The organism is Escherichia sp. E14S1 (assembly GCF_004211995.1).
GTDB lineage: Bacteria > Pseudomonadota > Gammaproteobacteria > Enterobacterales > Enterobacteriaceae > Escherichia.
In genome coordinates this window covers 150,933-175,106 of sequence record NZ_RHJQ01000003.1, presented here as the reverse complement: position 1 = coordinate 175,106, position 24,174 = coordinate 150,933, and the positions used below count along the sequence as shown (strand labels likewise).

18 protein-coding genes are annotated in these 24,174 nt (G+C 50.5%); 7 read left to right on the top strand and 11 right to left on the bottom strand.

Annotated features, from left to right (window positions below; translation table 11 throughout):
- Positions 1–90: 90 nt before the first annotated feature.
- Entirely contained in the window at positions 91–447 is a 357-nt protein-coding gene (locus D9734_RS03075) for a Cox family DNA-binding protein (protein ID WP_000022051.1), read from the bottom strand.
- Between the two features lie 104 nt (positions 448–551).
- Here D9734_RS03075 and D9734_RS03070 point away from each other — a divergent pair, with 104 nt between their 5' ends.
- The 3 genes from D9734_RS03070 (at position 552) to pflA (ending at position 2,781) form a co-directional block, all read left to right on the top strand.
- Positions 552–863 (top strand): helix-turn-helix transcriptional regulator, encoded by a 312-nt coding sequence (locus D9734_RS03070; protein WP_000072552.1) that lies wholly within the window; start codon positions 552–554, stop codon positions 861–863.
- A gap of 93 nt (positions 864–956) precedes the next feature.
- Positions 957–1,952 (top strand): tyrosine-type recombinase/integrase, encoded by a 996-nt coding sequence (locus D9734_RS03065; protein WP_130205297.1) that lies wholly within the window; start codon positions 957–959, stop codon positions 1,950–1,952.
- A gap of 31 nt (positions 1,953–1,983) precedes the next feature.
- On the top strand, positions 1,984–2,781 hold the full coding sequence (gene pflA / locus D9734_RS03060; RefSeq protein WP_000067979.1) for a pyruvate formate lyase 1-activating protein: 798 nt from the start codon (positions 1,984–1,986) through the stop codon (positions 2,779–2,781).
- Between the two features lie 78 nt (positions 2,782–2,859).
- Here pflA and D9734_RS03055 read toward each other — a convergent pair whose 3' ends face one another.
- Together D9734_RS03055 and D9734_RS03050 are read right to left on the bottom strand one after the other, a co-directional pair.
- The gene (locus D9734_RS03055) at positions 2,860–4,290 is read right to left on the bottom strand and encodes an amino acid permease (protein WP_130205295.1); all 1,431 of its coding nucleotides are present in this window, start codon (positions 4,288–4,290) and stop codon (positions 2,860–2,862) included.
- A gap of 210 nt (positions 4,291–4,500) precedes the next feature.
- Positions 4,501–5,649 (bottom strand): MFS transporter, encoded by a 1,149-nt coding sequence (locus tag D9734_RS03050; protein WP_130205293.1) that lies wholly within the window; start codon positions 5,647–5,649, stop codon positions 4,501–4,503.
- A 314-nt stretch (positions 5,650–5,963) separates the two neighbouring features.
- Between D9734_RS03050 and ycaC the strand changes: the two genes are divergently transcribed.
- Positions 5,964–6,590 carry an isochorismate family cysteine hydrolase YcaC gene (gene ycaC, locus D9734_RS03045; protein WP_012133028.1) on the top strand — a complete coding sequence of 209 codons (627 nt, stop codon included), beginning with the start codon at positions 5,964–5,966 and terminating at the stop codon, positions 6,588–6,590.
- Positions 6,591–6,625: 35 nt separating this feature from the next.
- Here the strand turns inward: ycaC and dmsC are convergent, their stop codons facing one another.
- From dmsC to lrp, 8 genes are all read right to left on the bottom strand, one after another.
- Positions 6,626–7,489 (bottom strand): dimethyl sulfoxide reductase anchor subunit DmsC, encoded by an 864-nt coding sequence (dmsC, locus tag D9734_RS03040; protein ID WP_130205291.1) that lies wholly within the window; start codon positions 7,487–7,489, stop codon positions 6,626–6,628.
- A gap of 1 nt (position 7,490) precedes the next feature.
- Positions 7,491–8,108, bottom strand: a complete 618-nt coding sequence (dmsB, locus tag D9734_RS03035; protein WP_000213094.1) for a dimethylsulfoxide reductase iron-sulfur subunit DmsB — start codon at positions 8,106–8,108, stop codon at positions 7,491–7,493.
- A gap of 10 nt (positions 8,109–8,118) precedes the next feature.
- Complete coding sequence (gene dmsA / locus D9734_RS03030; protein WP_130205289.1) at positions 8,119–10,563, bottom strand: dimethylsulfoxide reductase subunit A; 2,445 nt, start codon at positions 10,561–10,563, stop codon at positions 8,119–8,121.
- Between the two features lie 238 nt (positions 10,564–10,801).
- Positions 10,802–12,094, bottom strand: coding sequence for a serine--tRNA ligase (gene serS / locus D9734_RS03025; RefSeq protein WP_000886683.1), 1,293 nt, complete (start codon positions 12,092–12,094; stop codon positions 10,802–10,804).
- A gap of 90 nt (positions 12,095–12,184) precedes the next feature.
- Positions 12,185–13,528 carry a replication-associated recombination protein RarA gene (rarA, locus tag D9734_RS03020; RefSeq protein WP_130205287.1) on the bottom strand — a complete coding sequence of 448 codons (1,344 nt, stop codon included), beginning with the start codon at positions 13,526–13,528 and terminating at the stop codon, positions 12,185–12,187.
- Positions 13,529–13,538: 10 nt separating this feature from the next.
- The gene (lolA, locus tag D9734_RS03015; RefSeq protein ID WP_089623815.1) at positions 13,539–14,150 is read right to left on the bottom strand and encodes an outer membrane lipoprotein chaperone LolA; all 612 of its coding nucleotides are present in this window, start codon (positions 14,148–14,150) and stop codon (positions 13,539–13,541) included.
- Between the two features lie 158 nt (positions 14,151–14,308).
- Positions 14,309–18,373: a DNA translocase FtsK gene (ftsK, locus tag D9734_RS03010; protein WP_130205285.1), complete on the bottom strand. Its 4,065-nt coding sequence runs from the start codon at positions 18,371–18,373 to the stop codon at positions 14,309–14,311.
- Between the two features lie 134 nt (positions 18,374–18,507).
- Positions 18,508–19,002, bottom strand: a complete 495-nt coding sequence (gene lrp / locus D9734_RS03005; RefSeq protein ID WP_000228473.1) for a leucine-responsive transcriptional regulator Lrp — start codon at positions 19,000–19,002, stop codon at positions 18,508–18,510.
- A 555-nt stretch (positions 19,003–19,557) separates the two neighbouring features.
- Here lrp and trxB point away from each other — a divergent pair.
- From trxB to cydC, 3 genes are all read left to right on the top strand, one after another.
- Positions 19,558–20,523, top strand: a complete 966-nt coding sequence (trxB, locus tag D9734_RS03000; protein WP_130205283.1) for a thioredoxin-disulfide reductase — start codon at positions 19,558–19,560, stop codon at positions 20,521–20,523.
- Positions 20,524–20,645: 122 nt separating this feature from the next.
- Positions 20,646–22,412, top strand: a complete 1,767-nt coding sequence (gene cydD, locus D9734_RS02995) for a cysteine/glutathione ABC transporter permease/ATP-binding protein CydD (protein WP_130205281.1) — start codon at positions 20,646–20,648, stop codon at positions 22,410–22,412.
- A complete protein-coding gene (gene cydC, locus D9734_RS02990) occupies positions 22,413–24,134 on the top strand; it encodes a cysteine/glutathione ABC transporter ATP-binding protein/permease CydC (RefSeq protein ID WP_130205279.1) in 1,722 nt (573 codons plus the stop codon). It begins immediately after the preceding gene.
- The last annotated feature ends 40 nt before the right edge of the window (positions 24,135–24,174 follow it).

Here is a 24,174-nt window from a genome sequence, read left to right as displayed (position 1 = left end):
TTCCCGTGGGTGATGGTGAAGTCAATCGCCCTAGGGCTTTCGTTACGCAATAACTGAGCAATACAACGAGGCTCGTTCATCCTTTCCACCTTAAGCCGCACGGCCATGTCTTGATTTGCTGTAACTAATGCGATTTTTCCAGTCATGCCATTCTGTCGGAGCTTCATCAACTAGCTGGGCTGCGTACTTGTCCCACTCACGGCGATTAATCCATAACTCAGCATGACCGCCCGGCTTTAATGGGTCCGTCATATAAAAGGCTGGTAACTTGCCTGCTTTCGCCATTTCAGCAACAGCGCGAGGCGTCTTACCGATGTAAAGAGCAAAGCCCTCTTTCGAGAGCAAATCCGACGGTGCGGCTGCAAGTTTGATGTCACATTTTTTACTTTTTGTGAGATCAGATACTTTTTCTCCAACGTCGTTATTCATTTCTGATCCAATACTCATTTTGATATCCTCAACTTTGGTGCCATTCAACCAGAGCTATTTGAAGCCGCTCTGCGTTGTTCTGGTGTGTCGCATGCAACATAAATTACGAGATACGACAATTCATGTCAAATACACAAATCACATCTCAAGCAGAGAAACTCGCACTTATTCGGGAGTCAGAAAGAATGACAAGGAAGCAAGTTGCTGAATTAACTGGAATTAACTACAACACCTATGCTGGATATGAGCAGGGAAAAGTAAAGATGTCTTTTGACGCAGGTATGAAATTTTTCAAGCCAGAAAGATTTCGCAAGTACCGTGACTGGTTCATGTTTGATGAAACTGATCCCGCTGGCGGACAAATAGCCCCGGCGCTCGCGCACATTGGGCAAGACTCAACAACCTTGCACCACTCAGACCAAAAGACTGGCTGACGATTTATTCAGCATATGTGTGCAGTAAATGTACGAAAGAAAATTGCATTAATTTTCAAGTAGTAGAAGTAAACAGCGTCATCGGAGGGCTTTATGTCTATTAAAAAGCTCGATGATGGTCGTTATGAAGTGGACGTCAGACCGCAGGGTGCAGATGGAAAACGTATCAGGCGGAAATTTAAAACTAAAGGTGAAGCTCAAGCATTCGAACGTCATGTACTAGTTAACTACCACAACAAAGAGTGGCTGGAGAAGCCAGCCGACCGCCGAACTCTTACAGAGTTGTTAGGCAGATGGTGGATATATCACGGAAAATCACATGAGCGTGGAGATATTGAACGGGGGCGTTTAACGACAATAATCGCCAAATTTGCAGAAATGGGAGTGTCCAGAGCTGACCAGCTAACAAAGAAAACGATAACTGATTATCGCGTTGTAATGATGAACGATGGTCTAAAACCAGCCAGCGTAAATCGGCATCTGGCAATAATGAGCGGGATGTTCACCAAGTTAATTGACGCCGGTGAATACCACTCTCACAACCCGTTCCGTGAGGTTAAGCGGTTACGTGAAGCTGTTACAGAAATGGCTTTTTTGTCCAGTGAAGAGATTACGCGGCTGTTATCCATGCTTGATGGTGATGAATTAAATGCGACTCTGGTCTGCCTTTCTACTGGTGGACGCTGGAGTGAAGTGTCTAATTTAAAAGCTGAACACATCATTAACCAGATGGTTACGTTTATGAAAACTAAAAACGGAAAGCGCAGGACAATTCCCGTTTCGCAGGACCTGATTAAACGGATCAAGACCAAAAATTCAGGCAGGATTTTTAATGCCAGTTACTACAAAGTGCGTAACGCTCTCAGGGAAGTAAAACCTGATTTACCTGACGGACAGGCAGTGCATGTTTTGAGGCATACATTTGCCACACATTTTATAATGAATGGAGGTAACATAATCACATTGCAGCGCATCCTGGGTCATTCTAACATTCAGCAAACTATGACCTACGCACACTTTGCACCGGATTTCTTACAAGATGCAGTGACTCTTAACCCGGTGTCAGGAATGTCCATAATGCGTCCATAAACCAGAGTTAACTAGAGCCAATTGAAGCGATATGAGTAATTTAACTAATTGTAATACAACAGAAAATACCGCTACGGCGGGGGCTACCAAGTCAGTTATTGGTCGCATTCACTCCTTTGAATCCTGTGGAACCGTAGACGGCCCGGGTATTCGCTTTATCACCTTTTTCCAGGGCTGCCTGATGCGCTGCCTGTATTGCCATAACCGCGACACCTGGGACACGCATGGCGGCAAAGAAGTTACCGTTGAAGATTTAATGAAAGAGGTGGTGACCTATCGCCACTTTATGAATGCTTCAGGCGGTGGCGTTACCGCATCCGGCGGTGAAGCAATCCTGCAAGCTGAATTTGTTCGTGACTGGTTCCGCGCCTGCAAAAAAGAAGGCATTCATACCTGTCTGGATACCAACGGCTTTGTTCGTCGTTACGATCCAGTGATTGATGAACTGCTGGAAGTGACCGATCTGGTAATGCTCGATCTCAAACAGATGAACGACGAGATCCACCAGAATCTGGTCGGCGTTTCCAATCATCGTACGCTGGAGTTCGCCAAATATCTGGCGAACAAAAATGTGAAGGTCTGGATCCGCTACGTTGTTGTCCCAGGCTGGTCTGACGATGACGATTCAGCGCATCGCCTCGGTGAATTTACCCGTGATATGGGCAACGTTGAGAAAATCGAGCTTCTCCCCTACCACGAGCTGGGCAAACACAAATGGGTGGCGATGGGTGAAGAATACAAACTTGATGGTGTTAAACCACCGAAGAAAGAGACCATGGAACGCGTGAAAGGTATTCTTGAGCAATATGGTCATAAAGTAATGTTCTAATTTCCCCGTAAAGCGGCAACTTTATTGAGTTGCCGCTTTGTTATTCCGCGCTTCATTCTGCAGAACTAACCACAATGATTAGTTCTTATTCGCTTTACGAGTCAATAGCGGGAATATCAACCCCATCCCCACCAGCACAAATGGTGTAGCGATATTCAGCGCTAGCTGGAAGGTCCACTCTGCAGTGAAGGCTTCCATTTTCGGGAAGATCCCCGTCAAACAGGCAAAAGCAGTAAAGGCAAAACACCAAATCCCGACAGTCATCGCCAGAGACTTATTACGAATAAAGACATATTCCGGCTTATATTTCTGCGCCAGGCGAACTACTGCAATAAACGCCACGAACACCCACAAATAACGCAGTGGCATCACGACTGAGTTCAAATTGAGCAGCCATTTGTAGAGATTATTCATGTCACCAATACCCAGTGTTGGCAGCATAATCAGAATCGCCACCAGCACCAGGGTCAGTAGATAACCATTAACCGGTGTACCTGAATCATTGGTCCGGCACAATCTGGCAGGAATATATTTACTATCCGCATCACCTAATAACACTTTCAGAGGAGCATCGATGGAGAACACCAGAGCAGCGACTTGTCCCAGGGTATTTGCAATGGCGTAAATCACCATTAGGGTATTCCCCATGTTGTAATACTCGCCCAGCTTCTGAAAAGCGTAATACTGACCGTTAGTCATTAAGTCATCAGGAATATTACGCGAGTCAAACATCATCCCCATTGCGAGAGAGCCCAGAATGGCACAAACTGCAACCATCATCGCCAGGCATAGCATCCCTTTTGGAAATTCTTTTCCTGGGTTGCGCGTCTGATTAACGTAGGGAGAAATTTTCTCTGCACCACCAACCGCGAAAACCAGCATTGAAATAGTGGTAATGTAGGTAAAATCGATATGGGGAATGAACGTTTCCCAGGTAATGTTCGTGGTCGCAATATGCACTTCAGTAATCGCAGGCGCGGTTACTGCCATCGCCACATACAGGAGCGACATGATAAACATCGCAATCCCTGCCACAGAACCGACGATTTTCAGCGATTTCATACCACGTGAAGCGATCCACATAAAGAAGACAAACAGCACCAGCGTTAACCCCTGTAACGCTACGACTGAATATTCTTTGATTAACGAACCGTCACCTTTCATCGCCCAGCCGAGCGCAATCAGAATGGCCTGTGGTTTTTGTGCCAGATAGGGTATATGCACCACCCAATAGGTCCACGCGGCAAGATAAGCCAATCCGGGGCCCATTGTGTGTTTAATCCAGGTACTGACTCCGCCTTTCCCATCTTTAAAAGTCGACCCCAACTGACCGACAATCAATGCATATGGTGTAAAATAGAGCGCAAATATAAACAGCCATGAAAACACAACGACCAACCCCTGGTTGGCATAATTATTAACAACATTGCCAAATCCCCAAACCGTAATAAAAGACATCAGTGCAATGTTGTACCAGCGCAACTGTTTTTCCTGAACGTTCCCAGCCATAGTTCGATCCTTCGCTATTTTTTTAATAGATATCTGTAAAACGAGGGATTATGCGCGGCTAATAAGAAGTACGAAAATAGCGGAATGAAAAATTATAACCTGCTGCACAATTTATTTTTCCATAAATGAAATTTGGTAAAAGCAAGTTGTATAGAGGAAACAAAAAAAACAGAGTGCGATACAGTATGTTCACACTCTGCACTAATTCATTTACACATGAGCGACAGGTTTTGGTGTATGTCCGGCGTTACGCAGCAGCATCAACAAGTAGATAAATGACACACTGGCAATCATAATAAATAACAGTTTATCGGAAAAATTCTGCATCAGTATGGCGGTAAAAGACGGACCAAGCAGACTACCGACTGTATAACTCAACAGTAAAGCCTGATTCATCGCCACCAGTTGATGATGTTCAACCTTCTCACAAGCCCAAGCCATCGCTACTGGATACAGCGTGAACCCCGCAGCACCGAGAATAAACAATGAAGGCGCCATCGCAGCCTGGCTTAACATTGCAATACTACCAAGAATGACAACAAAAACCTGAACGCGCAGTACCAGTAGACGACCAAATTTATCCGCCAGACGCCCAATAGGCCACTGCCCAAGGATTCCTGCGCTGACCAGTACAGCCATCCAGAAACCGATGCTAGCGTTATTGATCCCCTGATGGTTAAGATATAATGGCATCAGACCATACAGAGAGCCCAGGACAATCCCGGAGATAATGCAGCCATTGACCCCAAGCCGTGCCTGGCGGAGTTTAAGCATTGATGTAATCGGCGTAGCCGGATGTTTTTCCGTTTGCTGATTCAGAATACGAGTAAACAACAACGGTAAGATGCCTGCCAGTATCAAACCCGTTGCCCACGGTAACACGGCCATCAGCTCAGTCGACACTTTGCTGACCAGCAACTGGCCCAGAAACGTCCCCACGTAATAGACCATCATATAAGCGGCAAGTAGTCGTCCACGATTACGTGAGGTCCCGCTGCACATCAGCGCACTTTCGACCACAACCCAAATCATGGCGCAACCAACGCCTGCGACAAAACGCCAGGTTAACCAGCTCCAGAAACCAATCATCAGGCCAAGCCCGGCACAGCCCGCCGCAAAAATAAACGAGGCCATGTAATAGCTACGATTAAATCCAAAACGTTTAATGACATACCCTGTCAGTAAAGTCCCCACCAGATTGCCGGTAAAATAGGACGAACTGACGACGCCGACCTGCCATGTGGGCAAGTGCTCCTGGGCGAGCCATAGCGGCACGAGTGTATTTAACACTGCGATCGCTAAGGTCAACAAAAGCAGGCCAGACAGCAAAAGCATGACAGGCCGGGTATACGTGGACATGGATAAAAACCGTGAGGAAGTTCAAATTTTATGCGCATCATGCCACCGCTAAAAACATTGTCAATGGGGTAAAATACCCCCATAACGCAGCGGCTGTATTATCGATTGATATTACTCATTCATAACACTAATAATAAAAAGACAATTAATCTCATCTACTTGTTTTTATTGATCTAACACAAACATCATGCGCTTCGTTCAGTCGAAAAATTTCATGGTCACAGCAAACTAAGATTTCCCGTCTATGCTTTCAAGGCAACGCATCGCGCCTGAACGCTTTCAGGCGTATCACTGACTCTCGAAAGGAGAAGAGAATGACCAAACCGTATGTTCGTCTCGATAAAAATGATGCTGCTGTTTTGTTAGTTGATCACCAGGCTGGTTTGCTTTCCCTTGTGCGGGATATTGACCCCGACAAATTCAAAAATAACGTGCTGGCGCTGGGTGACTTAGCAAAATATTTCAATCTCCCCACCATTCTCACCACCAGTTTTGAAACCGGCCCAAACGGCCCATTAGTCCCCGAGCTGAAAGCACAGTTTCCGGATGCGCCTTATATTGCGCGTCCTGGAAATATTAACGCCTGGGATAACGAAGATTTTGTCAAAGCAGTTAAAGCGACAGGTAAAAAACAACTGATTATTGCAGGGGTGGTAACCGAGGTTTGCGTAGCATTCCCGGCGCTTTCGGCTATTGAAGAAGGGTTTGATGTCTTTGTGGTAACCGACGCTTCTGGAACCTTTAACGAGATTACCCGGCATTCAGCGTGGGATCGTATGTCACAAGCTGGCGCTCAATTGATGACATGGTTCGGCGTGGCTTGTGAGCTGCACCGCGACTGGCGTAACGATATTGAGGGGCTGGCGACGTTGTTCTCTAACCACATTCCTGATTATCGTAATTTGATGACCAGTTATGACACGTTAACGAAACAGAAATAAGAGATAACCGGGGCCGAAACCCCGGTTATTACACCTTAACTGGCAACGGCCATGCCAACGGTCATATGCAAACCGTAGAATACCCCGCGGCCGATTAATTCCCCTGCAAGAAGCAGGATGAATGATACGGAAAGCAGAGGCACCGCAGGCTGAAAGCCTTTCACCTGCGGTGCAATCCACAAGCACAGTGCCACGGCCAAAAGCACAATCCGCCAGGACATCAGCGCACCGTAGTCAGGCACCAGTGCGGCAGCCTGTTGCACTGAACTATGAATGGTAGCCAGTTCTGCGCCCTGCATTACTGACATCACACCACTCACCACCAGTGCCAACACGGAAATTGCAGGCAACAGACGCATCGCCCATCCATCGACGCCTGCCAGGCTCAGCAACAGGTAACCCAGCAACGGTCCGCCCATAAACATGGTCAGGAAGAAGCCCATCGGCGTCCAGATGCTGTACCAGGTCGGTACGGTATCGATGCTGTTATAGACACGCACCATCATCCAGACAAAGACCACGCCGAGAACCATCGTCACCACCAGCCAAAGCGTGCGTAATGCCGGTGACAATTTTTTCAGCATCGCCAACAACCAGCCGATTCCGCCTACGGCAAAAAAGATCGAACCGCTGGCGATTTCGTTACTCAGAGCTGAAGCCCCTACCCGGTTAAGCGAGTTAAAGGCGCGCATTGGTGAGCCAAGATGGAGCATAGAGGCGATAAACCCAATGCCCATCAGAACCCATAAGCCAAACATGCAGGCGATAACACGCTGCTGGGCTTCTGCTCGCAGGTCACCTTTGAGCAGTGCCAAAGCCAGAACGATAAAACCGCCCGCCACACATTGCCCGAAGACCGTGAAGATCATCAGCGGCCATTCATGCCATCCACTTCCCATCTCACACCTCCTTCGGGTTTGCCAGATAGCCAGTGGTATCCCCGGTTGGGCGGCTATTGGCGTTAGGTTTAATCACAATATTCGGTTTGGTGAAGTGCGCACGCGGCAACGGCGCAACAGCCGCCAGATCGCCGTGTTTTTTACGCAGCTCGTCGATAGGTCCGAAATCCAGCGCCCGTAGCGGGCAAGATTCGACGCAGATCGGTTTTTTACCTTCTGCGACGCGGTCATAGCAACCATCACATTTGGTCATATGACCTTTGGTTGCGTTGTACTGCGGTGCACCATACGGGCAGGCCATATGGCAGTAACGACAGCCAATACACACATCTTCATCGACAACGACAAAACCATCTTCACGTTTATGCATCGCACCGCTTGGGCAGACTTTGGTACAAGCCGGATCTTCGCAGTGGTTGCATGAAATCGACAAATAGTAGGCAAATACGTTTTGATGCCAGACGCCGTTATCTTCCTGCCAGTCTCCACCAGCGTATTCATAAATGCGGCGGAAACTAACTTCCGGCGTCAGATCTTTGTAGTCTTTACAGGCCAGCTCGCAGGTTTTGCAACCGGTGCAACGGCTGGAATCAATAAAAAATCCATACTGGGTTGTCATCGGTTACTCCTTACACCTTTTCAACCTGAACAAGGTTCGTATGTGATGGATTCCCCTTGGCAAGAGGAGACGGACGTTGAGTGGTCAGTACGTTAATACAACCGCCCTTATCGACACGTTTCGCATCCGGGTCATACCAGGCACCTTCGCCCAATGCGACCACGCCCGGCATCATTCGTGGCGTCACTTTCGCCTCAATATGGACTTCACCACGATCGTTAAAGATCCGCACCTTATCGCCGTTGCTGATACCACGTTTTTGCGCATCAAGTGGGTTGATCCACATTTCCTGACGGCAAGCTGCTTTCAGCACGTCTACGTTACCGTAAGTCGAGTGAACACGAGATTTGTAATGGAACCCCGTAAGCTGCAGCGGATACTGTTTGTTGAGCGGATCCTGATAACTTTCAAAGCCCGGTGTATAGATCGGCAGCGGATCGATCACATCGCCTTCCGGCAATTCCCAGGTGGCGGCAATGTCAGCCAGCGCCTGTGAATAGATCTCAATTTTGCCCGATGGCGTGGTCAGTGGATTTGCCTGCGGATCTTCACGGAAGGCTTTGTAAGCGACGTGATGCCCTTGCGGATCGCGCTTTTTAAAGATCCCTTGTTTGCGGAACTCTTCAAAGGTTGGCAGTTCCGGAATCGCTTCGCGCGACTGGGCATACAGGTGACGCATCCACTCTTCCTGGGTACGACCTTCAGTAAACTGCTGCTCGACGCCAAGACGTTTTGCCAGTTCGCTGGTCATCTCGTAGATAGTCTTACATTCAAAGCGCGGTTTAATCACCTGATCGTTAAAAATCACGTAAGACATATTCCCGCAGGATGCATCCAGCGCAAAGTCCATCTGTTCGGAGGCAGTGCAGTCCGGCAGCAGGATGTCAGCATATTTCGCCGATGAGGTCATGTGGCAGTCGATAACCACAATCAGCTCACACTTCTTATCATCCTGGAGGATTTCATGGGTACGGTTGATTTCCGAATGCTGGTTAATCAGGCAGTTACCGGCATAGTTCCAGATCATCTTGATCGGAACATCCAGCTTATCTTTCCCGCGCACACCGTCACGCAGTGCCGTCATTTCCGGGCCACGTTCAATGGCATCGGTCCACATAAACATGGAAATGCTGGTCTGAATCGGGTTTTCCAGGGTAGGCATCCGCACAAACGGTAAGCTGTATGAACCTTCTCGCGCACCGCTGTTACCACCGTTAATACCGACGTTCCCGGTGAGGATTGCCAGCATCGAAATGGCACGCGTGGCGATTTCACCGTTGGCATGGCGCTGCGGCCCCCACCCCTGGCTGATAAATGCCGGTTTGGTGCTACCGATTTCACGAGCAAGTTTGATGATTTTATCTGCCGGGATACCGGTAATTTGCGAGGCCCATTCCGGTGTTTTGGCAACACCGTCTGGCCCATCACCCAGAATATACGCTTTGTAGTGACCATTTTTCGGCGCGCTGGCAGGCAACGTTTTTTCGTCGTAGCCGACACAATATTTGTCGAGGAATTCCTGATCAACCAGGTTTTCGGTGATCATGACATACGCCAGACCGTTAACCAGTGCCGCATCTGTTCCCGGACGAATCGGGATCCATTCATCTTCGCGTCCGGCGCCCGTATCGGTATAGCGCGGATCGATAATGATCATACGTGCATTTGATTTTTGCCGCGCCTGCTCCAGGTAATAAGTCACCCCGCCGCCGCTCATACGCGTCTCGCCAGGGTTGTTACCAAACAGCACCACCAGTTTACTGTTTTCGATATCTGACGGACTGTTGCCATCGGCCCAGCCGCCATAGGTATAGTTCAAACCTTCGGCTATTTGCGCCGAGGAGTAGTCACCATAATGGTTCAGATAACCGCCGCAGCAGTTCATCAAACGCGCTACCAGAGTATTTCCCGGCGGCCAGGAACGGGTCATGGTGCCGCCCAGCGTACCGGTACCATAGTTCAGATAGATGGATTCGTTACCGTACTCTTTTATCAGGCGCTGCATATTCATGGCGATGATATCGTAGGCTTCTTCCCAACTAATACGCTCAAACTTACCTTCGCCACGAGCACCTACTCGTTTCATCGGATATTTCAGGCGGTCGGGATTGTAAACGCGGCGACGCATAGAACGCCCACGCAGGCACGCGCGCACCTGGTGCAGTCCTTCGTAATTGTCATCCCCGGTATTATCCGTTTCGACATATTTGATTTCGCCGTCCACTACATGCATACGCAGTGGACAGCGGCTGCCACAGTTAACAGTACAGGCGCTCCATATCACCTTTTCGTCTGAATTTGCCGGAGCGACACTATTAGCAGCGTGCGCAATCCGGCTAAAGGGTAATGTTAACGCGCTGCTGGCCATCGCCAGGCCGCCGATCGCTGTCGTTTTTACCAAACCACGGCGACTCACCTCAGCAGCCAATACCGCATCAGGAATTTTCGTTTTCATAATGGCTCACTCAAGCTTGCTTACGATTGATTCCAGTAACAAACCGTCTTGTGTAATTATTTTCATAGCGGCGCGCTATATAGGTTTGTATACATCGAATAATTTGAAAATCAACGGGATAGGTAGATTTTCACTCGAAAGTAGTATTGCGCTTAAGTCAGCTATAATTATTGTTTGGTATCAAAGGGAGATAAAAAAAGCGCCCGCAGGCGCTTTTTAGATTCAGAATAGTTGGATATTAGCCGATATATTCCAGTCCGTTCATATACGGGCGCAGAACTTCTGGTACTTCAATACGACCATCAGCCTGCTGATAGTTTTCCATTACCGCAACCAGCGTACGACCAACAGCCAGACCAGAACCGTTCAGGGTATGAACCAGACGGGTTTTCTTGTCAGACTTACTGCGGCAACGTGCCTGCATACGACGCGCCTGGAAATCCCAGACGTTGGAGCAGGAAGAGATCTCGCGGTAGGTATTCTGCGCCGGGATCCATACTTCCAGGTCGTAAGTTTTGCAAGCGCCAAAGCCCATGTCGCCAGTGCAAAGGATGATTTTGCGGTACGGCAGGCCCAGCAGTTGCAGGACTTTTTCCGCATGACCAGTCATCTCTTCAAGTGCCGCCATTGAATCTTCCGGACGCACGATCTGAACCATTTCAACTTTGTCGAACTGGTGCATACGAATCAGACCACGGGTATCACGACCATAAGAACCGGCTTCAGAACGGAAGCATGGGGTATGAGCGGTCATTTTGATCGGCAGATCATCTTCATCGATGATTTCACCGCGAACCAGGTTGGTCAGCGGAACTTCTGCAGTTGGGATCAGCGCGTAGTTACTGGTATCAGCTTCTTCTTCCAGCGGACGAGTATGGAACAGATCGCCAGCAAACTTCGGCAACTGACCCGTACCGTACAGCGTATCCTGGTTAACCAGGTACGGGACATAGTTTTCGCTATAGCCATGCTGCTCGGTGTGCAGGTCCAGCATAAACTGCGACAGTGCGCGGTGCATGCGAGCGATCTGCCCTTTCATCACCACAAAGCGCGAACCTGTCAGCTTAACCGCTGCCGCAAAGTCGAGGCCGGAGTGCATTTCACCCAGCGTCACGTGGTCACGAACTTCGAAGTCAAATTCACGCGGGGTACCCCAGCGGCTGACTTCAACGTTGTCATTTTCATCTTTACCAACCGGCACTTCATCTGCAGGCAGGTTAGGGATTGTCAGCGCGATATCGCGAATTTCAGCCTGTAAAGCATCCAGCTCGGCTTTTGCTGCATCCAGCTCTTCGCCCAGTTTGTTCACTTCCAGACGTAAAGGCTCGATATCTTCCCCGCGCGCTTTCGCCTGGCCGATGGATTTCGATCGAGAGTTACGCTCTGCTTGCAGGTTTTCCGTTTTGACCTGCAATACTTTACGACGCTCTTCAAGAGCGCCCAGCTTATCTACATCCAGCTTAAAGCCCCGGCGTGCCAGTTTTTCAGCGACTGCGTCTGGCTCATTACGCAGCAGATTGGGATCGAGCATGCTTATCCTGTGCTTATCGAATTAAATGGGAGATGTGGCCACAGCCTGCGACCACAGGGATACAGTAACAACATTACCGCAACGATAACATTAACGGTAGCGTTTTATGGGGCTATTTTGATCCTGTTCAGCCAGCCAGGCGAGCTTTTCGCCAATCTTGCCTTCAAGGCCTCTGTTTGTCGGGAAATAATAGCGCGTTTGTGCTATTTCCGGCGGGAAGTAAACCTCACCGGCAGCATAAGCGTTTGCTTCATCGTGGGCGTAACGATATTCCTGCCCGTAGCCCATTTCCTTCATCAGTTTGGTTGGCGCATTACGCAGGTGTACCGGCACGTCATAATCCGGACGTTCACGGGCATCAGCTAACGCGGCTTTAAACGCGGTGTAGACAGCGTTACTTTTTGGCGCACACGCGAGATAAACAATCGCCTGGGCAATGGCGCGTTCACCTTCTGCCGGACCTACGCGGGTAAAGCAATCCCAGGCAGCAATCGCCACCTGCATTGCCCGCGGATCGGCATTACCGATATCTTCTGAAGCAATCGCCAGGCAGCGACGTGCGACATATAACGGATCACCGCCCGCAGTAATAATCCGCGCATACCAGTACAGCGCCGCATCAGGTGCGCTACCGCGTACCGATTTATGCAGCGCGGAAATCAGATCGTAAAAGCGATCACCTTTGTTATCAAAACGAGCGCTACGCTCACCAGCAATTTCGGTGAGTAACTCAGGCTTCAGGACACGTTTGCCGCTGTCATCGACTTCGGCCATATCCGCCATCATTTCCAGCGTATTTAACGCCCGGCGCGCGTCGCCATTCACCAGTTCAGCAATCGCGCGGCGTGTTTCATCTGGCAGAACAATATCCTGCCCACCGTAGCCGCGGGTTTTGTCTTCCATCGCCTGAGTCAGTACTTGCTCTATATCCTCGGTGGTCAGGGATTTGAGCAAATAGACACGAGCACGGGAAAGCAGCGCCGAATTAAGCTCAAACGACGGGTTTTCAGTGGTTGCACCAATAAACGTGATGGTGCCATCTTCAATGTGTGGCAGAAACGCATCCTGTTGGCTTTTATTAAAGCGATGCACTTCATCGACAAACAAAATGGTACGGCGACCGGCATTGCGGTTTTGCCGCGCGCGCTCTATCGCTTCGCGAATTTCTTTCACGCCAGAAGTGACAGCAGAAATACGTTCCACATCAGCATTTGCATAGCGGGCGATCACTTCGGCAAGGGTAGTTTTACCGGTACCTGGCGGCCCCCAGAGGATCATGGAATGCAGATGTCCGGCTTCGATAGCGCGCGGCAACGGCTTCCCCGCAGCCAGCAAATGTTGCTGGCCAATATACTGTGCTAAATTTTCTGGCCGCATACGTGCGGCCAGAGGTTGAAAAGTATTATCCGAAAAATCGAGCGACAGATTGCTCACTCAGGTGCCTCTACTTACGTTGATCATCTACCGTTACGCCTTGCGGCGGGGTAAAGGTAAATTTCGCTGCATCCACAGCACCGTTTTGCTGGGATTTCAGCTGATAACTGCTGCGTTGATTGTCCTGTTCCACCGCGCTGAATTGATGGATGGTGCCATCACGGCCCACGTTAATAGTGAACTGCTTCAGATTGCCATTGCTGGCTTTCGGCGTCAGGACAAAATCATCGCCGTTCTGTTTGATGTTGTACTGCTGCCAGTCGCTGGACTGGTTACGTGCGATCAGCATAAATGGCGTATTCCCGGTGGCATCTTTCAGCCAGGTTGCCGTAGCTTGCTCAACGAACGGGTTATAGAACCACAGTGTTTTACCATCAGAAACCAGAATGCTTTCATCAGGTTGCGTCATATGCCAGTTGAATAAGTTTGGACGTTTCACCCACAGATCGCCCTGACCTTCCTGCACCGCTGCGCCGCTACCGTCAGTCACTTTTTGTGTGAAGCTGGCGTGGAAGCTGCTGACTTTATCCAGACGGCTTTTCAGATCGCTTGCGGCATCAGCCCAAACACTGGACGCCACTAAACTTGAGAGTAATGCACAGGTGATGGCAATTTTTTTCATCATTGTTCCTCAAATTACGTCACTCCCGATCGGGAGTTCCCTCTACTCTCTATTCCAGGCTAATAATCAGCTTGAGGAAAGAAGAAAATACTGAATTTTCAGTTGATAGAGTGCCGGATGCGACGCTATCGCGTCTTATCCGGCCTACGATGCACTAATTAGTCAAACGGTGGCGGAGCCAGTACTTCACGATTACCGTTGTGACCCTGTTCGCTGACGATCCCTTGCGCTTCCATCTGTTCAACAATGCGTGCAGCACGGTTGTAACCAATGCGGAACTGACGCTGAACACCAGAAATAGACGCTTTGCGTTTTTCAGTGACAAACGCCACCGCCTGATCGAACAGCGGATCCAGTTCTTCAGCACCGTCGAAACCACCAGCTCCGCCTTCGCTTTCGCTGTCGGAGGTGATGCCATCTACATACTGCGGACGACCACGCGCTTTCCAGTCCTGCACCACGGCATGAACTTCCTGATCGCGAACAAAAGCACCATGGACACGTACCGGCATGGTTGAGTTCGGCCCGGAGTAAAGCATATCCCCCATACCAAGCAGTGATTCCGCGCCAGCCTGATCAAGAATGGTACGTGAGTCGATCTTGCTGGATACGGTAAAGGCGATACGGGTTGGAATGTTCGCTTTAATCAGCCCCGTAATAACATCCACCGAAGGGCGCTGCGTTGCCAGCACGAGGTGAATACCTGCGGCACGGGCTTTTTGCGCCAGACGCGCAATCAACTCTTCCACTTTTTTACCTACCGTCATCATCAGGTCGGCAAATTCATCCACCAGCACTACAATGTACGGCTCTTTTTTCAGCACTGGATGCTGGGCATCCATACTGTCACCTGGCTTCCAGTACGGGTCTGGAATCGGACGCATCATTCGGTCCGCTTCAGCAATTTTTTCGTTATACCCCGCAAGATTACGCACTCCCAGTGCCGACATCAGCTTATAACGGCGTTCCATTTCATTTACGCACCAGCGCAGAGCGTTGGCAGCATCTTTCATGTCTGTTACGACTTCCGTTAACAGATGCGGGATGCCTTCATAAACCGAAAGCTCCAGCATTTTCGGGTCGATCATAATGAAACGAACATCTTCCGGCTGCGCTTTATAGAGCATGCTCAGGATCATGGCGTTTACACCCACCGACTTACCGGAACCAGTGGTCCCCGCAACCAGCAAGTGAGGCATTTTAGCCAGATCGGCTACGACCGGATCGCCTGCGATATCTTTACCTAAAACAATCGTCAGCGGCGATGGGTTATCACGGAACTTCGCGTTATCCAGCACTTCGCGCAGATAAACGGTTTGTCGTTTTTTGTTCGGCAACTCCAGACCTACGTAAGGTTTACCAGGAATGACTTCAACCACACGCACCGCCACGGTCGACAATGAACGGGCAAGGTCGCGTGACAGGTTAGAAATACGTGCGGCTTTTACGCCCGGCGCCAGGTTCAACTCAAAACGGGTGATTACAGGTCCTGGTGAATAATTGACCACATCAGCTTTAATGCGGAAATCGGCCAGCCGTGCTTCTACCAGACGCGCCATTTGCTCAAGCGCAAAGGTATCTACTGGCTCAACTTCGCTTGGCGGTGGTGTCAGCAAATCCAGCGAGGGTAGTGGCGTCGTTGGTTTATGCAACGGACGGCTATCACCGTTGCGCATTAACAACGGATGAAGCAGGGTATCCTGCGGCTGTGGTGCTACCGGTTGCTGCGGCTGCTGATATTGCGGCTGTGGCGCTACCGGTTGCTGCGGCTGCTGATATTGCGGCTGCGGCGCTACCGGTTGCTGCGGCTGCTGATATTGCGGCTGCGGCGCTACTGGCTGCTGCGGCTGTTGATACTGCGGCTGCGGTGCCACCGGTCGTTGCGGCTGCTGATACTGCTGCTGCGGCGCTACCGGTTGCTGTGGCTGCTGATACTGCTGCTGCGGCGCTACCGGTTGCTGTGGTTCAACAATGGGCGTAAACAGTGGCTCGTGTGGGCCATCATCCACCAACGCTTTCATCGGTGAAAATTCAAAATCATTCAGCGAGAATGGATTTGCTCCCGCAGGTTGTTCACCGGAATAACGTTGCTGCTGAGTCTGGGCAAACTGACGAGCCAGTTCAGCCTCCGCCGCTGCATCTTCATCTTCAGGGTTAACTGGCGCATCATGCTGATACTGTTCACCATAGCGTTGCTGCTGTGCCTGGGCAAACTGACGTGCCAACTCATCTTGCTGCATCGCATCGATTTCATCATCGTTATACTGATCGCCAGAATCGTATTGATTGCGCTGCGCTTCGCGAGCTTTCTCTTCGGCGGCTCGTTGTGAAGGTAGTTTAATGCCATACGATGCCAGTTCACGACGAGTCGGAACACGAATACGCTTTGGTCGTGGCAACTGCGGGCCTATCCCCTCTTTCACTTGTGGTCGAGGTCCACCGCTATTTGCCAGGCTAAAAACAGGTGCAGCAACCGTTGCTGCGGCCCCCGTCGCCAGAGTCGCTTTCTTCACGCCCGATGCCAGCGGCGAAACACCAGCCACGGCTTCTACCGGAGGGACTGCGGCAGCAGTCGGCGATGACTGAACAGATTTAGCTGACTGAACAGGTCTAACAGGCTCAGGTTCTTTAACTGGTTCAGGAATAGGCTGATACCAAGCGGCGAGCTGCTCACGTTCGCGCGCACGCTTCTCTTCAACTTCTTCAAAGTAGTAAAGCGGCGGACGCGCAGGTTTTGTTTCTTCAACAACCGGTTCAGGTTCTACAACAGGCGGCTGTTCAACCGGTTGCGGCTGTTGACGCAACGTCTCCTGAACGGCTGGCTGCTGGTAGGTTTGCTCAGGCTGGTATGTAGACTGCGCCGCAAAAGTGGATTGTGTCCCCTCGGCTTGCCACGCGTTATCAGCCACTGGTTGTTCAGGCACTGGTGCATAATATGGTTGTTGAACAGGTTGATCCGCAACAGGCGCATAATACGGCTGCTGAACCGGCTGTTCAGGCACTGGTGCGTAATATGGTTGTTGAACAGGTTGTTCCGCAGCAGGCGCATAATATGGCTGCTGTGACTGCACAGGTTGTTGCGGATAACCTTCCGGCGCTGGGGCAATGACCGAATCGCCCGTTTGCGGCCTTGGCGCAGGCTGCCAGGCAACAGCAGGTTGAGCAGGTGGAACATCAACCGACGCAACAGGCGGCGTCTGAGTAACAGGTTTAACCGGAGCTGTCCAGCTTTGCGTCGCCGTGGTAGCAGCAGCTGCCGCAGCAACAGGTTCGGTAATTGGTGCACCGTTTAATAATGGATCGTATTCGTCATATTCTGGCTGCGTTGCACGGTTGCCCGAAAAGAGGACATCATCAGGATCAGCGGCTACGCCGCGCGCAGTGTAGGTAATGTCGTCTTCATCATCCATCCGCTTACCGGAGAACAATGCAGCGTCTGTTTGCCGCCCCATCGGATTGATGAATTTTTCCGCCAGACGTTTACGACGCGCTAACGCGCCACGAAGAATACGAGCACGGCGCGATTCATGCTGTTTGCCGTTTTTTTCGTCTTCATACTCTTCGTCGTCTTCATACTCTTCTTCATCAACCCAGGTATCATCACGACGAGTGCGGTTACTGGCGAAAGTGAGGATGTTTAAAATCCAGCCCCCCAGTTTTTCGGCAATGGTCACCCAGGACCAGCCGGTAAACAGCGTCAGGCCAGCCGCCCAAACACAGAGCAGCGCAATGGTCCCACCACTGCTGTGCAACAGCGGCTGCAGCGTAGTGCTTAATAAACTACCGATTACACCACCGGAGGCAAAATACCAGATGTCGTCCGCGTTGATTGCCGCAAGGCCACAGGACGTAAGGATAAGCGCCAGCACGCCAATAATTCTTAGCGAAACGGCGAAATAGTCAACGTACTCATCGCTGGACTGATGACGCCAGGCAAACCAACAGCCGCCAACAATAATGACCGGGATGGTGTAAGCCATCACGCCAAAAATGAAGAACAGCGTATCTGCCAGCCACGCGCCAGGCGTCCCGCCTAAATTATGGATAGGCTCATGCCAGGCCGTTTGCGACCAGCTGGGGTCCGAAGGGTTAAAGCTTAATAAGGCTGCCATCAACCAGACGGCAAACAGGACAATAAGAATCAGCAACGCCTCCAGAAGTCGGCGCCCGCTGCTTAACTTTGTCAATGTGACTTCTTTGTCTTCAGTGTATTCCTGGCTCAAGAAAGGCTCTCCAGGTTACAGGCTTTTCCTGCCCGATGCTAAAACGGACAACAGCACCAGGTTACCCCAGTACTGTTGCTGTATGGATTAACAGGAGTGTAATCAAAATACGCCTATTTTGCACCTGTTCCGTGTTAGCGCGTCTTAATAACCAGACGATTACTCTGCTTGACTTCTTCCATAACAACGTATGTCCGTGTGTCATTGACGCCAGGCAGACGCAGCAGGGTTTCCCCTAGCAGCTTACGATAAGCTGACATATCCGGCACGCGTGTTTTCAACAGGTAGTCGAAATCACCGGATACTAAATGACACTCCTGAATTTCTTCAAGTTTTTGCACAGCAGTATTGAATTGTTCAAACACATCCGGAGCGCCACGATTCAGAGTAATCTCAACGAATACCAGAAGTGATGCATCCAGATAATGCGGGTTCAACAGCGCCGTATAGCCCTGAATAAACCCTTGTCTTTCCAGCCGACGCACACGCTCAAGGCACGGCGTTGGGGAAAGTCCCACACGTTTAGAAAGCTCGACGTTAGAAATACGCCCATCCTTTTGCAACTCATTAAGAATGTTACGATCGATACGGTCGAGATCTTTGCCAGGGCGCTTCTTGCTATCTACCATTATTATTGTCTCTCTGTATTCCTTCCCTACTCCTGTCTGACCCTGAAGACATCACTGTTCAGAGTCGCTACCTGTCACGATAGACCGAAATCATTAAGATTCACGGCTCGCAATGCCTGGGTCTACGGTGAGAAGACCGTTGCCTTGAGGCAGCTATCGACATCACGAATGGCGTCTGTCCACGCCATGCGTAGATTTCACTAGCACGGTAAACATGGTATTTACATGCATGATTATGCGCACATAACAATACTGTTTTTTTCTTCCTCGAATGTTTTCGCAAAACACCAGGTGATTGTCAAAGCAAAACATCGTTTTTTAGTACAACATGCCAGTTATTCATTAACAGTGACGTTTAATCATCATTTAATCGGCTTATAAACCGGAAAAATTAAGTAGCAGACGTGATAATGACGGGAGAATGACAGGAGAATTTGACACGATTATCGCTTTTGACGATTGCACATATCGTTAACAAAATCGTCATACTCTTTTTTTACGTCTGTAAATTCCCTACAATCCTGCCCATTGTCTGCCAACAACTATGGGGATCTCATGGGCACGACCAAACACAGTAAACTGCTTATCCTGGGCTCAGGCCCGGCGGGATATACCGCTGCTGTCTACGCGGCACGCGCCAACCTGCAACCGGTGCTGATTACCGGCATGGAAAAAGGCGGCCAGCTGACGACGACCACTGAAGTAGAAAACTGGCCAGGAGATCCAAATGATCTGACCGGCCCGTTGCTCATGGAACGCATGCATGAACATGCTACCAAGTTTGAAACTGAAATTATTTTTGACCACATCAATAAAGTGGATTTGCAGAATCGTCCGTTCCGCCTGACTGGCGATAACGGCGAATATACCTGCGATGCGCTGATTATTGCCACCGGGGCTTCTGCACGCTATCTCGGCCTGCCCTCTGAAGAGGCTTTTAAAGGCCGTGGGGTTTCTGCCTGTGCAACCTGCGATGGATTTTTCTATCGCAATCAGAAAGTGGCGGTCATCGGCGGTGGCAATACCGCAGTTGAAGAGGCGCTGTATCTGTCTAACATCGCTTCCGAAGTACATTTGATCCACCGCCGCGATGGTTTCCGTGCGGAAAAAATCCTCATTAAGCGTCTCATGGACAAAGTGGAGAACGGCAACATCATTCTGCACACCAACCGTACGCTGGAAGAAGTGATCGGCGATCAGATGGGCGTCACTGGCGTTCGTCTGCGCGATACGCAAAACAGCGATAATATCGAGTCTCTCGACGTTGCTGGTCTGTTTGTTGCTATCGGTCACAGTCCGAACACGGCTATTTTTGAAGGACAACTGGAACTGGAAAACGGCTACATCAAAGTGCAGTCGGGTATTCATGGTAATGCCACCCAGACCAGCATTCCGGGCGTCTTTGCCGCAGGTGACGTGATGGATCATATTTATCGCCAGGCCATTACTTCTGCCGGTACAGGCTGCATGGCAGCACTTGATGCGGAACGCTACCTCGACGGTTTAGCTGACGCAAAATAATTTTACAAATCAGTAACAAAAGTAAAGAAGGCGACACCATGCGACTATGGGTCGCCTTTATTTTTTCCCCGTTGTAACATTGCTCTGCAAATAATTCTGATAACTCACCTGCTAAGCGTGCAATGAATAAATCCCGTCAAAAAGAGTTAACCCGCTGGTTAAAACAGCAAAGCGTCATCTCCCAACGTTGGCTGAATATTTCTCGTCTGCTGGGTTTTGTGAGCGGCATATTAATAATTGCCCAGGCCTGGTTTATGGCGCGAATTCTGCAACATATGATTATGGAGAACATCCCCCGAGAAGCCTTGCTGCTTCCCTTTACCTTGCTGGTGATGACCTTTGTGCTGCGTGCATGGGTGGTCTGGTTACGCGAACGGGTGGGCTATCACGCCGGGCAACATATTCGTTTTGCCATCCGCCGCCAGGTTCTTGACCGTTTGCAGCAGGCGGGGCCGGCTTGGATTCAGGGCAAACCGGCGGGGAGCTGGGCGACGCTGGTGCTTGAGCAAATTGACGATATGCATGATTACTACGCTCGCTACCTACCGCAAATGGCGCTGGCAGTCTCAGTGCCACTACTGATTGTCGTCGCAATTTTCCCTTCTAACTGGGCCGCGGCACTTATTTTACTTGGCACTGCACCGTTAATTCCGTTATTTATGGCTTTAGTTGGGATGGGGGCTGCCGATGCTAACCGACGCAACTTTCTCGCGCTTGCTCGCTTAAGTGGGCATTTTCTCGATCGTCTGCGCGGCATGGAAACCCTGCGTATTTTTGGTCGTGGCGAGGCTGAAATTGAAAGTATCCGTTCGGCTTCGGAAGATTTTCGCCAACGGACCATGGAAGTATTACGCCTGGCGTTTTTATCCTCCGGTATTCTTGAATTCTTTACCTCGCTGTCGATTGCCCTGGTCGCGGTGTACTTTGGTTTCTCTTATCTTGGTGAGCTGGATTTCGGCCACTACAGCACGGGCGTGACGTTGGCTGCGGGCTTCCTTGCGTTGATCCTCGCCCCCGAGTTTTTCCAGCCGTTACGTGATCTCGGCACGTTTTATCATGCCAAAGCCCAGGCTGTTGGCGCGGCTGACAGCCTGAAAACATTTATGGAAACACCGCTCGCCCATCCACAGCGTGGTGACGTTGAGTTAACGTCTACCGAACCAGTGACCATTGAAGCCAAAGATCTGTTCATCACATCGCCTGAAGGTAAAACACTGGCTGGCCCGCTGAACTTTACACTACCTGCAGGCAAACGTGCGGTACTGGTGGGACGAAGCGGATCCGGGAAAAGTTCACTATTAAATGCGCTTTCCGGTTTTCTCTCTTATCAAGGCTCGCTGCAAATCAACGGCATTGAATTGCGGGATTTATCTCCGGAATCATGGCGAAAACATCTCTCATGGGTTGGCCAGAATCCGCAATTACCCGCGGCAACAGTACGAGACAATGTGCTGCTGGCACGACCGGATGCCAGCGAGCAAGAGTTACAAACGGCCCTGGATAACGCCTGGGTCAGTGAGTTTCTGCCGCTCCTGCCGCAAGGTATCGATACTCCCGTGGGCGATCAGGCAGCTCGCCTTTCCGTAGGTCAGGCACAACGTGTGGCCGTAGCGCGTGCATTACTTCATCCCTGCTCACTGTTATTACTGGATGAACCTGCAGCCAGCCTCGATGCACACAGCGAGCAGCGTGTGATGCAGGCGCTAAACGCAGCCTCGCAGCGCCAGACAACGCTGATGGTCACCCACCAATTAGAAGATCTCGCTGACTGGGACGTCATTTGGGTGATGCAGGATGGCCAAATTATCGAGCAAGGTTGTTACGCTGATTTAAGCGTGGCTAACGGTCCATTCGCCACGTTGCTGGCCCACCGTCAGGAGGAGATTTAAATGCACGCGTTACTTCCTTATCTGGCTCTATATAAGCGTCATAAGTGGATGTTAAGTCTTGGTATTGTGCTGGCAATTGTCACACTGCTCGCCAGTATCGGCTTGTTGACGCTTTCTGGTTGGTTCCTCTCCGCTTCGGCAGTGGCGGGAGTTGCAGGACTGTACAGCTTTAACTACATGCTACCTGCCGCAGGTGTACGTGGCGCGGCAATCACCCGCACCGCCGGGCGCTATTTTGAACGTCTGGTGAGTCACGATGCGACTTTCCGCGTGTTGCAGCATTTGCGCATTTACACCTTCAGCAAGCTGTTGCCTCTCTCCCCTGCCGGGCTGGCCCGCTATCGCCAGGGCGAATTGCTCAACCGCGTCGTCGCCGATGTTGATACTCTCGATCATCTTTACTTGCGCGTTATCTCACCGCTGGTAGGGGCTTTTGTGGTAATTATGGTGGTGACTGTCGGGTTAAGTTTTCTTGATTTCACCCTCGCCTTCACGCTGGGCGGCATTATGTTGCTGACGCTTTTCCTGATGCCGCCGCTGTTTTATCGAGCGGGGAAAAGCACCGGGCAAAATCTTACCCATCTTCGCGGTCAGTATCGCCAACAGTTAACCGCCTGGCTGCAAGGGCAAGCTGAACTGACCATTTTTGGTGCCAGCGATCGTTATCGTACGCAGTTAGAGAACACCGAAATTCAGTGGCTGGAAGCGCAGCGTCGTCAGTCCGAACTGACTGCGCTCTCGCAGGCAATTATGCTGTTGATTGGCGCGCTGGCGGTGATTCTGATGCTATGGATGGCCTCCGGCGGCGTTGGCGGTAATAGCCAGCCGGGGGCGTTAATTGCGCTGTTTGTCTTCTGTGCATTGGCTGCATTCGAAGCCCTGGCTCCGGTGACAGGTGCATTTCAGCATCTGGGGCAAGTTATTGCTTCTGCCGTGCGTATCACTGACTTAACTGACCAAAAACCAGAAGTGACCTTCCCGGATACTCAGTCCGCCGTTCCTGAGCAGGTTTCCCTGACATTACGGGATGTTGTGTTCACTTATCCGGAACAATCCCAACAAGCGCTCAAAGGGGTTTCTCTTCAGGCAAACGCCGGAGAACATATTGCGATTCTCGGGCGAACCGGATGCGGAAAATCAACGTTGTTACAACTTCTAACCCGTGCATGGGACCCGCAACAGGGTGGGATTTTGCTCAACGGCAGCCCGATCTCTGACCTGAATGAATCGACATTGCGCCAGACCATCAGCGTTGTGCCGCAGCGAGTGCATCTGTTTAGCGCCACACTGCGCGATAATCTGTTACTCGCCGCACCTGGCGCTACTGATGAGACTCTTGCTGAAATTCTCCGTCGCGTCGGTCTGGAGAAACTACTCGAAGACACAGGGCTCAACAGTTGGTTGGGAGAAGGCGGACGTCAGCTTTCCGGCGGCGAACTGCGTCGTCTGGCTATCGCCCGTGCGCTATTGCACGATGCGCCGTTAGTATTACTGGATGAACCAACCGAAGGCTTAGATGCCACGACTGAAAGTCAGATCCTCGAATTACTGACTGAAATGATGCGTGAGAAAACGCTATTGATGGTTACACATCGGCTGCGTGGACTTTCACATTTTCAGCAAATAATAGTGATGGACAACGGGCAAATTATTGAACAAGGTACCCATGCAGAACTGCTTGCCAGACAGGGGCGTTATTACCAGTTTAAGCAGGGTTTGTAAGCTATTATTGAACGATCCGACTTGCGTAGTGGAGTTTTGC

What these genes read in the sequence shown, in the direction of transcription:
- lrp (WP_000228473.1), bottom strand. Translation starts at nt 19,002, where the DNA reads ATGGTAGATAGCAAGAAGCGCCCTGGCAAAGATCTCGACCGTATCGAT.
- D9734_RS03065 (WP_130205297.1), top strand. Translation starts at nt 957, where the DNA reads ATGTCTATTAAAAAGCTCGATGATGGTCGTTATGAAGTGGACGTCAGA.
- D9734_RS03075 (WP_000022051.1), bottom strand. Translation starts at nt 447, where the DNA reads ATGAGTATTGGATCAGAAATGAATAACGACGTTGGAGAAAAAGTATCT.
- cydD (WP_130205281.1), top strand. Translation starts at nt 20,646, where the DNA reads ATGAATAAATCCCGTCAAAAAGAGTTAACCCGCTGGTTAAAACAGCAA.
- dmsB (WP_000213094.1), bottom strand. Translation starts at nt 8,108, where the DNA reads ATGACAACCCAGTATGGATTTTTTATTGATTCCAGCCGTTGCACCGGT.
- trxB (WP_130205283.1), top strand. Translation starts at nt 19,558, where the DNA reads ATGGGCACGACCAAACACAGTAAACTGCTTATCCTGGGCTCAGGCCCG.
- D9734_RS03070 (WP_000072552.1), top strand. Translation starts at nt 552, where the DNA reads ATGTCAAATACACAAATCACATCTCAAGCAGAGAAACTCGCACTTATT.
- dmsC (WP_130205291.1), bottom strand. Translation starts at nt 7,489, where the DNA reads ATGGGAAGTGGATGGCATGAATGGCCGCTGATGATCTTCACGGTCTTC.
- cydC (WP_130205279.1), top strand. Translation starts at nt 22,413, where the DNA reads ATGCACGCGTTACTTCCTTATCTGGCTCTATATAAGCGTCATAAGTGG.
- D9734_RS03050 (WP_130205293.1), bottom strand. Translation starts at nt 5,649, where the DNA reads ATGTCCACGTATACCCGGCCTGTCATGCTTTTGCTGTCTGGCCTGCTT.
- serS (WP_000886683.1), bottom strand. Translation starts at nt 12,094, where the DNA reads ATGCTCGATCCCAATCTGCTGCGTAATGAGCCAGACGCAGTCGCTGAA.
- pflA (WP_000067979.1), top strand. Translation starts at nt 1,984, where the DNA reads ATGAGTAATTTAACTAATTGTAATACAACAGAAAATACCGCTACGGCG.
- lolA (WP_089623815.1), bottom strand. Translation starts at nt 14,150, where the DNA reads ATGAAAAAAATTGCCATCACCTGTGCATTACTCTCAAGTTTAGTGGCG.
- dmsA (WP_130205289.1), bottom strand. Translation starts at nt 10,563, where the DNA reads ATGAAAACGAAAATTCCTGATGCGGTATTGGCTGCTGAGGTGAGTCGC.
- ycaC (WP_012133028.1), top strand. Translation starts at nt 5,964, where the DNA reads ATGACCAAACCGTATGTTCGTCTCGATAAAAATGATGCTGCTGTTTTG.
- D9734_RS03055 (WP_130205295.1), bottom strand. Translation starts at nt 4,290, where the DNA reads ATGGCTGGGAACGTTCAGGAAAAACAGTTGCGCTGGTACAACATTGCA.